We start from the raw sequence: 13,336 nt of genomic DNA, 5'->3' as shown, positions 1-13,336 counted from the left end.
TCAGATGAGGTCATCTATTTCTCCCCAACGTGTACTTTAATGGTTCCTGTGACTTCAGGATGTAGTTTAACCGGTACATTCGTATACCCTAAAGCACGAATTGGTTGATCAAGTTCAATTTTACGCTTATCAATTTTTATATTATGAGCCTTTTTTAGCTGATCTCCAATTTGCTTACTCGTAATAGACCCAAATAAACGACCACCTTCACCTGCTTTTGCCTTCAATTCTACGGTGAGGTTAGCTAACGTTTCTTTAAGCTTTTTGGCTTCGTCCAACTCTTCCTGCTCAAGCTTCTTTTCTTTGTTCTTCTTGCCCTCTAATGCACTTAAATTTGCTTTTGTTGCCTCTACGGCTAAGTTATTTTTTAACAAATAATTACGGGCATATCCTTCAGCGACATCTTTTACTTCACCTTTTTTCCCTTTTCCTTTTACATCTTTGTTAAAAATGACCTTCATTGTTCAGCTCTCCCTTCCATATATTCATCTATAATTTCTTTTAGTTGCTCTTCAACCTCATGAACATTTGTATCTTCAAGCTGAGTTGCGGCATTTGTTAAATGTCCACCGCCATTCATATTTTCCATAATAACTTGCACGTTAATATCACCTAAGGAACGGGCACTAACTCCAATTTTACCATCATCTCTGGCTGAAATAACGAATGATGCTTTAATACCACTCATTGTTAATAAGGTATCCGCTGCCTGAGCAATTAAAATTGGACCATAGAATTCACCCTCATGAGCCTTCACTATTGCAATGCCATCTCGGTAAACTCTAGCATTCTCAATCAGCTTACTGCGCTTCACGTAAACATCTAAATCTTCCTTCATCAGTTTTTGTACAACGACTGTGTCTGCACCCTTAGAGCGTAAATAGGAGGCTGCATCAAATGTACGAGATCCCGTTCTTAATGTGAAGTATTTCGTGTCTACAATAATCCCAGCAAGTAAAGCTGTTGCTTCAATCATATTTAATTTCAAACTACTTGGTTGATATTCTAAGAGCTCTGTAACCAATTCTGCCGTTGATGAAGCATAAGGTTCCATATAAACCAAGGTAGGGTCTTTAATAAACTCCTCTGCCCTTCTGTGATGGTCAATCACCACAACATGGTCTGTTTTCGTTAACAGCCTGTCATCCATCACAAGGGAAGGCTTATGAGTATCTACCACGACTACAAGGGTGTTTTTCGTCACAATATCCATTGCATCATCTGGAGAGATCAGCCATTGAGGTAATGACTCATCATCTTGAATGGCTTCAATAAGCTTTTGAACACCTGTATTTTCGCCATTCGGATCAAAAACAACAAAGCCATCCTTGTCATTGGCCTGTGCGACCTTTAATATCCCAATACACGCTCCTAAGGAATCCATATCCGGGTTTTTATGACCCATGATAATGACTTTTTCACTTTCTTTAACTAATTCCTTTAGTGCATGAGAAATAACTCTGGCACGGACCCTTGTTCGTTTTTCCATTGGATTGGTTTTACCTCCATAGAAGTTAACCTTTCCACTTTCATCTTTAATTGCAACCTGGTCCCCACCACGTCCTAGGGCGAGATCTAAACTAGATTGTGCTAAATCTCCTAGTTCACGAAGGGTTGAATTTGGCCCTTTACCAATTCCAATACTCAATGTTAAAGGAACATTTTTTTCGGAGATAAGCTCTCTAACCTCATCAAGCACTTCAAATTTCATTTTTTCTAACTGCTCTAGAATTTCTTGATTCATGACAGCTAAAAAGCGCTCCTGAGAAGTTCGTTTTAGATAGATATCATACTGACTTGACCATTCATTTAAAATGGACGTCATTTTCGAGTTCAAATGACTTTTCGTCGTATCATCCATTGCTTGTGTAATTTCTTCATAGTTATCTAAAAAGATAATAGCTAAGACCGTTTGATCATTTTCATATAAAGTTTCAATTTCAACCTGCTCTGTTTTATCAAAGAAATAAATGAGTCGTTCTTCTTTTTTAACGATAGCTTTAAAGCTGCGATCATAATAATCAAACCAAATCTCACTCTTATTTTCTTTAATACCTGTTATTAATTTACTTGAAATTTGACTTAGGTCGTTGCCTACGATTGTATCTTCGGCTGAGAATAGGTTTACGTATGGATTTGCCCACTCAATTTCATATTCCTCACTGAACAGAACGATTCCAATTGGCATTTCGTTAAGTGCCTCTTCCCCTACCTTTTTTACTCGATAAGATAAGGTGGCAATATACTCTTCAGCGTCGTTTTGTAATTGTTTTTCAGTTCGAACACTGTTATAAAGCGTAATAGCCAATAAAATGGTCATTACAGCCCCAATTATCCAGTTAAAGTAAAAAATAAAACCTAAAAATATGAGGGACAGACCATAAATTGCCCATATGTGGTTGTTTATTGATGTCTTTTTAAACAGATTAGACATATAAAGTCATCTCCTAACCCTTCCATTCACGCTACTCTTTATTCGGGGTTAATCGCTCACGTAAATTAAAGCCTAAATCAATTATACCTAAAATTCGTAATGGATAAAGGAAAAACGGCAATAAGATTGCAACAATAATAGCTGCAATAGCGATACCTTTTGATTTGTTTTTAACATGAACATAATAAAAAATAAAGGCTAGACCTTGAATGACGAACAGATAGCCCGTTAAGGTTAAAATGTTAATGAATGCTTGATTCATTACACTCCCCTCTTCAGGAAATACCCATGTCAAGACCATAGCAATTAGATAAACCCATACAGCAGAGATTGGTAAGCTAAATTTTCGAAATGGAGGAAATGATAAAGAACGCTTCTCTAACCTATTTATCATTTTAAAGCCAATCCATATTGTTATAAAGGCATAAAATATACCAAGAAATCCAATCAAAGTTGGGATTAAGTATATGATTTGATCCATTTGTTCTTCAAGAAGCTGTATACTTTCTTCTGTGTTATCAAATTGCTCCATGAGTTGCTTACTTGTTTGAAGCGACTGCTCTACAAGAAGATTAATCTCCTGAACCATATTTAATTCAAATAACCACTGGCCAAGAAACACGACTGCCATAAAACCAATACCAAACGCGACTGACCCTAGTGCCCATGTTTCATAAGTTGATTTTTTCAAGTAAAGACTGGCACCAATGGTTATACCTCCAAATGCTGCCATAAGGGCTAAAGGCAAGGAAAGTACAGTAGCTAATATGGTTGCCAACAAAATAGAAACAACTGCCATCATTAAGCCAGGTTTAATACCATTTTTATAGGTAAAGACCATAAAAGGTATGGGAGTTAAAAACATAGAGAAAAAACCTATTACTGGAACAAATAAGGTTAACAGTAATAGTACTATAAATATCCCAGAAAAGAGTGCCCCTTCTGTTATTACATTCGACTTTTTCATTCTTGCACCTCATTCGCAAATATAACGATTATTATTATATATTATCAGTACCACAGCTTCATGTAAAAAATGATTACTTGTTCTAGCGTACCACTCTACCTATTAACTATAGACCAATAAAATTTTAAAAATACTGTTAGTGTAAAAAAAGCATAATGGAAGAAAAAAATTCTTCCATTATGCCTCTTTAACTTAATCGTTCACATATGGTAAAAGTGCCATTTGGCGAGCACGTTTGATTGCAATCGTTAATTTACGTTGATACTTAGCAGATGTACCAGTTACACGACGAGGTAGAATTTTACCACGCTCAGAAATGAATTTCTTTAGTAAGTCTACATCTTTGTAATCAATGTGTGTAATTCCGTTCGCTGTAAAATAACACACCTTTTTACGCTTACGTCCACGACGAGCCATGCTTATCCCTCCTTATTAGAAATGCGTTGGGCGTTGTAGCTAGACATTTATAATTTTAAAATGGTAGATCATCGTCTGATAGGTCAATAGGTTCCCCACTATTTTCAAATGGGTTATCCTCATAATCGTTAGGACGATTTTGTTCCTGCGGAGGATTCTGTCTAGTTTGGAAACCTGATGAACCACTGCCACCCTGTGAAGATCCCTTAGATTCTAAAAACTGTATGTTTTCCGCTAAGACTTCCGTCATAAAGATTCTTCTTCCTTCTTGGTTGTCAAAGCTCCTTGTTTGAATGCGACCATCTACACCAATAAGGCTCCCTTTTTTCATAAAGTTGGCAAGGTTTTCCGCTGTTCTTCTCCAAACCACACAATTGATGAAATCAGCTTCACGATTTCCTTGTTGATTTGAGAAAGGACGGTTACAAGCAACTGTGAAATTTGCTACAGCAACCCCATTCGGTGTATATCGCAATTCAGGATCCTTAGTTAATCTTCCTACAAGAACGACACGATTCATCATCAGAATCACTCCTTATTAATCTTCTTCACGAATAGCCATATGGCGAATTATATCGTCAGAATACTTAGCTTGACGTTCAAATTCATTAATAGCAGTAGCATCGCTTGAGAAGTTAACAACAACGTAAAAACCTTCACGATAATCGTTAATTTCATAAGCTAAACGACGCTTACCGATTTCATTTACTTTTTCGATCTCCGCACCATTGTCTGTTAGCACAGTGTTGAAGCGCTCAGCAACTGCCTTTTGAGTCTCCTCATCAACGTCTGGGCGGATGATGTACATGATTTCGTATTTATTCATCCGTCTTCACCTCCTTTTGGACTTAACGGCTCCTCAATAGGAGCAAGGAGTAATTTACGTAATTACTCACAATGATGTATTATAGCAAAAAATCTTGTCTTTCACAATAGCAAAGATAGATTATACATTAAATCTAAATAGAATGACATCTCCATCTTGAACAATGTATTCTTTACCTTCTGATCTTACTTTCCCTTGTTCCTTCGCGGCTGTCATAGATCCAGCAGCTACTAGGTCATCATAGGCAACCGTTTCTGCACGGATAAATCCTCTCTCAAAGTCACTGTGAATGACACCAGCAGCTTGTGGTGCCTTCATTCCTTTTTTAAATGTCCAGGCACGAACTTCTTTTTCACCTGCTGTAAAATAAGTAGCAAGTCCAAGCATATGATAGGATGCTTTAATTAATTGATCAAGACCTGATTCAGTAATGCCTAGTTCCTCTAAAAACATTTCCTTTTCTTCTCCATCAAGTTCAGCAATTTCCGATTCCACTTTCGCACAAACGGTAATTACATCAGAACCCTCTTTAGCTGCATATTCTTTTACTGCTTGAAGGTTTTGATTCTCATCTGGATTCTGAATTTCATCTTCCCCTACATTTGCTACGTAAAGAACAGGTTTTATCGTTAACAAGTGAAAGGATTTGATGACCTCCATTTCCTCTTTTGTGAAATCAATGGCTCTCGCAGGGGTTTCTTCCTCAAAGGATTCCTTCAATTTCTTTAAAACTTCATATTCAGCCATGGCACTTTTATCTTTTTGTTTAGCCATTTTCTCTACACGTTGAAATCTTTTTGTTACGGTTTCTAAGTCAGCTAGGATTAATTCCAAGTTAATGGTTTCAATATCATCAATCGGATCTACTTGACCGGATACGTGTGTAATATTGTCATCCTGAAAACAACGAACAACGTGACAAATCGCATCTACTTGACGAATATGTGACAAAAATTGGTTCCCTAATCCTTCACCCTTACTTGCACCTTTCACAATACCGGCAATATCGGTGAATTCAAAAGCTGTCGGTACAGTCTTTTTAGGATTCACTAATTCTGTTAGCTTTTGAAGACGATCATCTGGTACTTCTACAATCCCAACATTGGGATCAATGGTCGCAAATGGGTAATTGGCTGCTTCTGCCCCTGCTTGAGTAATTGCATTGAATAAAGTTGATTTTCCTACGTTGGGTAGTCCAACGATTCCTGCTGTTAAGGCCATTGTTCTAGTCCACTCCTTTTATATCCGTCCCAAATACTTTCTATGTTGATAATCCAATTATAGAGAGTCGTTTCTTAAAAGACAACCCCTGCAAAAAAGGTAAAAACAGTATGATTAAGCACTGTTTTTACCTTTTCCAAACATGGAAATTTAATTTTGTCTCATTTTAAATCATCATTATGTAAATTTCGCAATGTTTCACGTGAAACACTTTTTTATTCTTCTGCTTTAGCGATGATTTTTTTTACTTTCTTTTCAAAGGTTTTTCTCGGAATAAGGACACTATGTTGGCACCCCTCACACTTAATCCGAATGTCCATACCCATTCGAATAATTTTCCACTGATTTGTACCACAAGGGTGAGGTTTTTTCATCTCGACAAGATCATGTAATCCAAACTGCTTTTTAGCCTCCATCTGCCATTCACTCCTTAACCCTACCATTCTCTACCCTAAGGATACAATATTCCTTCGTAAAATGGAAATATCGTGTTTGTTTTTGTTGTTTTCTTATTCGTTGTTGCTTTTATACTTAGGAGTAGATAAAAAATGCGGCATAACTCTAGCGTGACTTGATCTTTAAGATGAGTGCACAATCATCTACACTTCGCTTTCACCCAAGGGCACAAGTTCGACATCTACTCAAACTCCCTTAGGTCGTTTTCGTAGTGTCTTCTTTGCCGCGGGCGAGCGGTGAGCATCCTCGAAAAGCGTGTACGCCTGCGTCCCCTCGTATTGCTTCGAATTGGGCTTTCTCGGCGCAAGGGAGCAATGGAGTCAATACAAAGTAGTACCCTCGCTGCAGTTGCTCCCACAGGAGACTTAGTGAATTTCCTCCGCTAAAAACAGTATTGTTCATTTTGGAGGAGAAACAGTTTATATGTCCATAGCTTTTAACTATGCATTCATCAGAACACTCCTATAGTTGAGGCACAATACGGAGACTCCTATGGGAGGAAACGTGGTGAAGCCCCCGCAAGAAGCGGTTTTGCTTCTGAGGAGGCTGAGGCCGTGCCCATGGAAAGCGGAGTATTCTGCCGGAATGGTATGCATGCACTCAATATTCATCAGAACAATTTAAGCAACACTTTAATAGTAATAATTACATCGCTGTATATATCTTTTTAGTCAAAAAGTAATATATTGTTTAAGCGATCGTTATTTTTCAATAACGCAAATCGTGCTTATATCGATTCGCAATTGGATAGAGTAAAATAGCGGATAAAACATATAGATTCAGCAATCCATATAAAGGATATAAATATTCAATTAGAGTCGCGAACCCAAAACTAGTAAATGGTATGGTAACCCCAATGATAATCAAAGCTAATAGCCATAAAGGCATCCTAACCTTTTCTTGTATTCGAGACACGAGACCCAAAACACTCGATAAAGCTGTTGTAAATAAGGCGACCCATAGTAAAAATGAAATAAAAATAAACATTTTATACGGGTAATGCTTCAGAATAGCAAATAACGGAATTTCATAAAGAAGGATCTCCTCTGAAATGTGGATTAAGCTACTATTGTATATAAAGGAAATAACGCCCAGTACAGCAGCACTTCCGATACTGGCAACCCATATCTCCCCTTTGTGCCTAACATGCTTCCCTACAGCCCCTAAAACGGCCACAAGAGGTAATATATTAAGAGCTGTAAACGGAAAGGCGGATGCCCAGTTCGTTTGCTCGTGTATATGAGATAATAAAGACAGTTCTTGTTCAAGTGTAAATAAAACTAATACAAAAAGAAGTCCACCTATTAGAAGAGGTAAAATCAAACTATTCATAGACAATATACCTTTAATATCCCATACAAATGCTAAAATTAATGGAATACACAATATCGCAATCCCCCACCAGTAGGAGAAATGAAAGGCTTGCCAGGTTGCCCCACTTCCCGCCATCATAATGACGGTAGTGGTAAACAAATAAAATAGAATTAAAATATCATATAAAGAGGTTAAATGCTTCCCTACAATGATACGTAAAACAGGTAGATAATGAGCTGTTTGTTGTTCATAGCTAATCGATAAAATGACATGGCAACAAACCCCAAACATAATGGAAAACAATAAAATGGCTAGTCCACTTTCATGGCCAAAAAATTGCCAAAGCTCTCGACCTGAAGCATAGCCGGCTCCAACCATAGTTCCGATAATTAAAAACATCCATTTAAACCCAGATTTAATCATATCTTTGCCCCCATTTGTTCCAACCCTAATGATTTATTTTTTCCTCTAACTTTACGTATAGATATCAAAAGTTTTCCGTATACTAATACCATTATGATTGCGGAGGACTGGCTATGAATCTAAAAGACATCCTTTTTCCAAAAAAACAAGAAAAAAGGTTTTATTATGCGGAAAAATCGTCAGCTTTCCGGATGGCCAAAACACTTTATGAATGGATTCCCCATAACCGCCAAGAGCTTATTATTGTTTGTATTGGCACAGATCGCTCCACAGGTGATTCACTCGGTCCTTTGGTAGGAACATTATTAACGGAACAGGCAAAAAGCCTTCATTACATCAAAATATATGGAACCCTTGATTCACCTGTGCATGCAAAAAATTTAACTGAGCACGTGAACAAGATTCAAGAGAGTCATCAAAATCCCTTTATCATTGCGATTGATGCGTGTTTAGGTAAACAGTCGTCCATAGGATCTATCATTACCGGGATTGGTTCAATGAAGCCTGGTGCAGCAGTCCAAAAGCATCTGCCTGATATTGGTGACATATACATAAGTGGCGTGGTCAATATGAGTGGATACATGGAATATTTCGTTCTTCAAAACACCCGTCTATCGATTGTTATGAACATGGCCAAACAAATCGCTCAATCGCTGCGTTACCTTGACCATTTTATGATTAAGGAAGTAAAAGCAGAGTATAAAGAAACAGAAGAAAATCACTAATGATTACTTTCTCTATCTAAGCTCAAAAAAGCATATGCGTTTATATTGAACACATATGCTCTCTTCAATCTATTAAACTATTAACGAATATACAGCTGATATCAATCCAACCGTAATAATAATTGGTAATAGATTAGCTACACGAATGTTTGTAACATTTAATAGATTTAGTCCAATGGCTAAGATCATAAGTCCACCTGTAGCTGTCATATCTTCAATAAACGTATTTAAAAAGGCCTCAGGTAGCCAGCTTTCAATTTGTGTAGCAAATAATGCGATCAATCCCTCATAAAGGACGACTGGAATGATGGAAAATACAACACCAAACCCTAATGTCGTTGTTAAGACTAAGGCAACAAAACCATCAATCATCGACTTGGTCAATAGTATTTCATGGTCATCTCTCAGTCCACTATCTAATGCTCCAATTACGGACATGGCACCAATAACAAATATTAGAGATGCTGTTACAAATCCTTGGGCCACTAAGGACTGATTTGTGGGCTTTTGAACTTTCGATTCAATCCATCCACCAAGAGCGTTCAATTTATCTTCTAGTCTCAGCCATTCCCCTATGATTGCACCTGTCAATAAGCTGAGAAGGACGACAATAATGCGGTCAGAGGTAAATCCCATATCTAAACCAATAATAATGACCGTTAAACCAATCCCACTCATAATGGTTTCCTTGATTCGTTCGGGAATTTTAGTGAAAAATAAGCCGATTAGGGATCCGATTAAGATTCCGAGTCCATTCATAAGTGTACCGAATAAAACCATTTCATTCCCTCTCTCTCATGCATTGAACCTTAATGTTTCACGTGAAACAATGGCTTCAACTTTTATCCTTAAGTCAAAGGCTCTTGATTTTGCATCATCCAAAAATGTGACTTTCCGATCTTATTTCAATGAAAATAAAAAAGCTGGCTGATTTATTTCATCAACCAGCTCACCTATCGTTATGAATTGTTCTTTAAAAGCATCATAATACGATCTAAATCTTCCTGATTAAAAAATTCAATTTCTATTTTCCCTTTACGCTTTCCTTTTTGAATCGAAACATTGGTCCCGAAGTGTTCTCGTAATTCCGATTCCTTCGCTTGAATAAATATATCCTTTTTTTCTTTTTTCGGTTTATTTTTGATTACTTTTTCGTTTAAATTTGAAATGAGCATCTCGACTTGGCGGACATTCAAGTTCTCCTTGCGAATTTTGTTCACAATTAAAGGCAGTTTTTCTTGATCCTTTAAGCCCAATAAAGCTCTCCCATGTCCCATCGATAGCTCCCGATTGTTAATCAAAGCTGTCACACTTTCAGGAAGAGATAATAAACGAACAAGGTTTGCAATATGTGGCCTACTTTTCCCTAGGCGTTGAGCTAACGTTTCCTGTGTGATGCCGAGCTCATTCATTAAGCGATCATAAGCTTGGGCCTCTTCTATCGGCGTTAAATCTTCCCTTTGCAAATTTTCAAGCAAGGCTAATTCCATCATCTGCTCATCACTTAAGTCACGAATGACAGCTGGAATGGTTTCAAGACCTGCTTCTTTTGCAGCTCGAAAACGGCGTTCCCCTACAACAATCTCGTATCCTTTAATACTTGTACGTAAAATAATAGGTTGCAAGATTCCATGCTGTACAATCGATTCCTTCAGTTCTTCAATGGCATCCGCCTGAAATGTTTTACGAGGCTGATAGGGATTGGGACGACATTGTTGTATAGGAATTTCTTTCACAGACTCATCATTAAGGTCTACATCTACTTCCGGAAAAAACGAACCAAGTCCTTTACCCAACCCTCGCGCCATTGGCCATCACTTCCTTCGCTAGTTCATAATAAACTTCTGCACCTCGTGATTTCGGATCATATTTCGTAATCGGTTCACCATGACTAGGTGCCTCTCCCAATCGAACATTACGGGGAATGATAGATTGAAAGACTTTATCCTGAAAATACTTCTTCACTTCTTCAATAACCTGGAGACCTAAATTAGTTCTTGCATCGAGCATGGTTAACAAGACACCTTCGATCATTAAGGTTTTATTTAAATGCTTTTGTACTAACCTTACTGTATTTAACAGCTGGCTAAGTCCCTCCAAAGCGTAGTACTCACATTGTACTGGAATTAAGACTGCATCAGATGCGGTTAAAGCATTGATTGTGAGTAAGCCTAATGATGGTGGGCAATCAATCACAACATAGTCATATTGATCTTTGATGGGATCCAACGCTTTCTTCAAACGAACTTCCCGAGAAATGGTTGGAACTAATTCTACCTCTGCTCCCGCTAACTGTATCGTCGCGGGAATACAGGATAAGTTTTCTGCATTCGTTGGAACACAGACCTCTTCCGCCTGCAAATCTTCTATTAAGACATTATAGATGCATTGATCCATATCAGCCTTATCAATACCAACGCCACTCGTAGCATTGCCTTGGGGGTCAGTGTCAACAAGCAGGACTTTATGTCCTAATTCAGCTAATGAGGCACTTAAGTTAACCGCTGTTGTGGTTTTCCCAACACCGCCCTTTTGGTTTGCTACTGAAATGACTTTTCCCATGATGCCACCTACCTCTATTTTTCATTAAGTCCTCTCTTGACTCAATGATTCATTTTACCTATTTCTTTAAAACGTAGAAAAAACGCCCACCTACTGTAGATGGGGTCTATCTATTATTCTATCACTTCTTTTTAGGAATTTTAATTGTTAATTGGTAGTAATCGTCCAATTCTTCTTCATCTGTTTCTAAGTTAATACCAGAATCGTTCACCATATGTATGGATTGGCGAATTGTGTTCATGGCAATTCGAACATCTTTATTAAAGCCTCTAATTTTCGGCTTTGCACGTTTTTTCGGTTTTGGATTTTCAATTTGTTCAACACGCATTTCCGTTTGTTTCACATTTAATTCTTTTTCTAGTATTTCTTCTAGTAGTTTAACCTGCTTTCCAGCATCCTTTAGACCGATTAAAGCCCGTGCATGACGTTCTGTAATTTGTTTATTTAACACAGCTTGTTGAATGGGCTCAGGTAGCTTTAACAATCTGAGCTTATTAGCAACGGTCGATTGACTTTTCCCCAACCTCTGGGCCAAAGCTTCTTGAGTTAATTCATGCATTTCAAGGAGCTGTGCATAGGCAATCGCTTCTTCAATCACCGTTAATTCTTCTCTTTGTAAATTCTCAATTAACGCGACGGAGGCTGTTTCCGTATCGGTCATTTCCTTAATAATGGCAGGTATGTGTTCCCAATTTAAATGCTGTGCGGCTCTCCATCTTCTTTCTCCGGCAATTAATTCATACTTTACACTAGGGTTTTCCGATTTTCGGACCACGATAGGCTGAATCATACCATGGGTTCGAATCGTTTGAGCCAGTTCTTCAATTTTCTCATCACTAAAAATGGACCGAGGTTGATACTGGTTGGGTTGTATTTCCACAACTGGTATTTGAATAACCTCATCCTGATGAGTAGCTTGTCCCTTTTTTTCGGCTGTTTGTTTTTCACTCACACCAAAAAAACGATTAAACGGATGCATCCCCTTACACCACCTTCTTTTGACAATCCCTATTAAAAAGACTTCGTGATTTTACTCATTGATTCCTGCAGATGTTTCACGTGAAACATTTTGGCTCGACCAGTCTCAAGGCGTTGAATAAACCATGATATAAGTGCTCAGATGATCAAGTAAAAAACGCCGTCTTCATAAGCTTTAGCCTCTGCAAATGTTGATGATCCTAAGGAAAGAAGTGATTCATAAAATATCTCAGTACTTTCATTTTACCATATAATAAACAGGATAACAGGGATTGTGAAAATTAAACAATAGGATTTTTATTCGGTGTCCCTGGTTTTCGCGGATAAGCCTTGGGTGTTGATTTCATTTTATCGATGATGGCCATGTATCTCATACTATCTTCCTCGGGCAATTGAAAGGAAAAAACATCTTTCCATTCCCCTCCTAAAATTTGAACTGCCTTCTTCGACTCTCGCTCTTCCTCTTTAAATTTAGCCCCTTTCATGGCTAAAAAGGTTCCTCCCACTTTTGTAAGTGGGAGACATAATTCACTCAACACTGACATTCTGGCAACGGCACGGGCAGAGACCACATCATATTGCTCACGATGCTGCTTATTTCTCCCAAAGATCTCAGCTCGGTCGTGATAAAAAGTGACTTTATCTAGCTTTAACTGATTGGCTAAATGTTCAAGAAAAGTAATACGCTTATTTAAAGAATCAACAATCGTCACCTCTAAATGAGGAAATATAATTTTAATCGGTAGGGAAGGAAAACCTGCCCCCGCTCCTACATCGCATAATGTTGTCACTTTTTGAAAATCAAAGTAAAAAGCTGCTGAAATGGAGTCATAGAAATGCTTTAAATACACCTCTTCTTCATCTGTAATGGAGGTTAAATTCATTTTTTCATTCCATTCCACGAGTGTATGATAGTATATGGAAAATTGTTCCATTTGTTGTTCGCTTACTTCGATTCCTTTTTCTAGTAATGATTGCCGAAATGTTTGTTTATCCATATAAATAAACTCCTC

15 protein-coding genes are annotated in these 13,336 nt (G+C 37.8%); 1 reads left to right on the top strand and 14 read right to left on the bottom strand.

Annotated elements, in window-relative coordinates:
• Window positions 1-14 precede the first annotated feature (14 nt).
• The 9 genes from rplI to GH754_RS16950 all read right to left on the bottom strand — a co-directional run bounded on the left by rplI (window position 15) and on the right by GH754_RS16950 (window position 8,058).
• On the bottom strand, window positions 15-461 hold the full coding sequence (gene rplI / locus GH754_RS16990; protein WP_153729854.1) for a 50S ribosomal protein L9: 447 nt from the start codon (window positions 459-461) through the stop codon (window positions 15-17).
• A complete protein-coding gene (locus GH754_RS16985; RefSeq protein ID WP_153729853.1) occupies window positions 458-2,434 on the bottom strand; it encodes a DHH family phosphoesterase in 1,977 nt (658 codons plus the stop codon). Before GH754_RS16985 ends, rplI begins: the two co-directional genes overlap by 4 nt.
• A gap of 31 nt (window positions 2,435-2,465) precedes the next feature.
• On the bottom strand, window positions 2,466-3,401 hold the full coding sequence (locus GH754_RS16980; RefSeq protein WP_153729852.1) for a YybS family protein: 936 nt from the start codon (window positions 3,399-3,401) through the stop codon (window positions 2,466-2,468).
• A gap of 192 nt (window positions 3,402-3,593) precedes the next feature.
• A complete protein-coding gene (gene rpsR / locus GH754_RS16975) occupies window positions 3,594-3,818 on the bottom strand; it encodes a 30S ribosomal protein S18 (RefSeq protein WP_153729851.1) in 225 nt (74 codons plus the stop codon).
• A 55-nt stretch (window positions 3,819-3,873) separates the two neighbouring features.
• On the bottom strand, window positions 3,874-4,341 hold the full coding sequence (gene ssb / locus GH754_RS16970) for a single-stranded DNA-binding protein (RefSeq protein WP_153729850.1): 468 nt from the start codon (window positions 4,339-4,341) through the stop codon (window positions 3,874-3,876).
• Window positions 4,342-4,356: 15 nt separating this feature from the next.
• Window positions 4,357-4,644, bottom strand: a complete 288-nt coding sequence (gene rpsF, locus GH754_RS16965; RefSeq protein ID WP_153729849.1) for a 30S ribosomal protein S6 — start codon at window positions 4,642-4,644, stop codon at window positions 4,357-4,359.
• Between the two features lie 120 nt (window positions 4,645-4,764).
• Window positions 4,765-5,865 (bottom strand): redox-regulated ATPase YchF, encoded by a 1,101-nt coding sequence (gene ychF / locus GH754_RS16960; RefSeq protein WP_153729848.1) that lies wholly within the window; start codon window positions 5,863-5,865, stop codon window positions 4,765-4,767.
• A 215-nt stretch (window positions 5,866-6,080) separates the two neighbouring features.
• Window positions 6,081-6,281: a DUF951 domain-containing protein gene (locus GH754_RS16955; protein ID WP_153729847.1), complete on the bottom strand. Its 201-nt coding sequence runs from the start codon at window positions 6,279-6,281 to the stop codon at window positions 6,081-6,083.
• 748 nt (window positions 6,282-7,029) lie between these two features.
• Entirely contained in the window at window positions 7,030-8,058 is a 1,029-nt protein-coding gene (locus GH754_RS16950) for a YkvI family membrane protein (RefSeq protein ID WP_153729846.1), read from the bottom strand.
• 113 nt (window positions 8,059-8,171) lie between these two features.
• Here GH754_RS16950 and yyaC point away from each other — a divergent pair, with 113 nt between their 5' ends.
• Window positions 8,172-8,783 carry a spore protease YyaC gene (gene yyaC, locus GH754_RS16945; protein ID WP_153729845.1) on the top strand — a complete coding sequence of 204 codons (612 nt, stop codon included), beginning with the start codon at window positions 8,172-8,174 and terminating at the stop codon, window positions 8,781-8,783.
• A gap of 72 nt (window positions 8,784-8,855) precedes the next feature.
• On the opposite strand, the gene GH754_RS16940 is transcribed toward yyaC, so the two are convergent.
• The 5 genes from GH754_RS16940 to rsmG all read right to left on the bottom strand — a co-directional run bounded on the left by GH754_RS16940 (window position 8,856) and on the right by rsmG (window position 13,321).
• Window positions 8,856-9,563 (bottom strand): DUF554 domain-containing protein, encoded by a 708-nt coding sequence (locus GH754_RS16940; protein ID WP_153729844.1) that lies wholly within the window; start codon window positions 9,561-9,563, stop codon window positions 8,856-8,858.
• A gap of 179 nt (window positions 9,564-9,742) precedes the next feature.
• On the bottom strand, window positions 9,743-10,591 hold the full coding sequence (locus tag GH754_RS16935) for a ParB/RepB/Spo0J family partition protein (protein WP_153729843.1): 849 nt from the start codon (window positions 10,589-10,591) through the stop codon (window positions 9,743-9,745).
• A complete protein-coding gene (locus tag GH754_RS16930; RefSeq protein WP_153729842.1) occupies window positions 10,572-11,345 on the bottom strand; it encodes a ParA family protein in 774 nt (257 codons plus the stop codon). The genes GH754_RS16935 and GH754_RS16930 overlap by 20 nt, the downstream gene beginning before the upstream one ends.
• A 121-nt stretch (window positions 11,346-11,466) precedes the next feature.
• Window positions 11,467-12,324 carry a nucleoid occlusion protein gene (noc, locus tag GH754_RS16925; RefSeq protein ID WP_153729841.1) on the bottom strand — a complete coding sequence of 286 codons (858 nt, stop codon included), beginning with the start codon at window positions 12,322-12,324 and terminating at the stop codon, window positions 11,467-11,469.
• A gap of 280 nt (window positions 12,325-12,604) precedes the next feature.
• Window positions 12,605-13,321, bottom strand: a complete 717-nt coding sequence (gene rsmG, locus GH754_RS16920; RefSeq protein WP_153729840.1) for a 16S rRNA (guanine(527)-N(7))-methyltransferase RsmG — start codon at window positions 13,319-13,321, stop codon at window positions 12,605-12,607.
• Window positions 13,322-13,336 lie beyond the last annotated feature (15 nt).

The sequence above is a fragment of the Salinibacillus xinjiangensis genome (assembly GCF_009649735.1).
GTDB lineage: Bacteria > Bacillota > Bacilli > Bacillales > Alkalibacillaceae > Salinibacillus > Salinibacillus xinjiangensis.
The sequence above is the reverse complement of the archived record's forward strand: the minus strand, read 5'-3'. Positions and strand labels throughout refer to the sequence as shown.

Bases quoted from the DNA above. Each gene is read 5' to 3' on its own strand.
- rplI (WP_153729854.1), bottom strand. From the start codon at position 461: ATGAAGGTCATTTTTAACAAAGATGTAAAAGGAAAAGGGAAAAAAGGT.
- GH754_RS16985 (WP_153729853.1), bottom strand. From the start codon at position 2,434: ATGTCTAATCTGTTTAAAAAGACATCAATAAACAACCACATATGGGCA.
- GH754_RS16980 (WP_153729852.1), bottom strand. From the start codon at position 3,401: ATGAAAAAGTCGAATGTAATAACAGAAGGGGCACTCTTTTCTGGGATA.
- rpsR (WP_153729851.1), bottom strand. From the start codon at position 3,818: ATGGCTCGTCGTGGACGTAAGCGTAAAAAGGTGTGTTATTTTACAGCG.
- ssb (WP_153729850.1), bottom strand. From the start codon at position 4,341: ATGATGAATCGTGTCGTTCTTGTAGGAAGATTAACTAAGGATCCTGAA.
- rpsF (WP_153729849.1), bottom strand. From the start codon at position 4,644: ATGAATAAATACGAAATCATGTACATCATCCGCCCAGACGTTGATGAG.
- ychF (WP_153729848.1), bottom strand. From the start codon at position 5,865: ATGGCCTTAACAGCAGGAATCGTTGGACTACCCAACGTAGGAAAATCA.
- GH754_RS16955 (WP_153729847.1), bottom strand. From the start codon at position 6,281: ATGGAGGCTAAAAAGCAGTTTGGATTACATGATCTTGTCGAGATGAAA.
- GH754_RS16950 (WP_153729846.1), bottom strand. From the start codon at position 8,058: ATGATTAAATCTGGGTTTAAATGGATGTTTTTAATTATCGGAACTATG.
- yyaC (WP_153729845.1), top strand. From the start codon at position 8,172: ATGAATCTAAAAGACATCCTTTTTCCAAAAAAACAAGAAAAAAGGTTT.
- GH754_RS16940 (WP_153729844.1), bottom strand. From the start codon at position 9,563: ATGGTTTTATTCGGTACACTTATGAATGGACTCGGAATCTTAATCGGA.
- GH754_RS16935 (WP_153729843.1), bottom strand. From the start codon at position 10,591: ATGGCGCGAGGGTTGGGTAAAGGACTTGGTTCGTTTTTTCCGGAAGTA.
- GH754_RS16930 (WP_153729842.1), bottom strand. From the start codon at position 11,345: ATGGGAAAAGTCATTTCAGTAGCAAACCAAAAGGGCGGTGTTGGGAAA.
- noc (WP_153729841.1), bottom strand. From the start codon at position 12,324: ATGCATCCGTTTAATCGTTTTTTTGGTGTGAGTGAAAAACAAACAGCC.
- rsmG (WP_153729840.1), bottom strand. From the start codon at position 13,321: ATGGATAAACAAACATTTCGGCAATCATTACTAGAAAAAGGAATCGAA.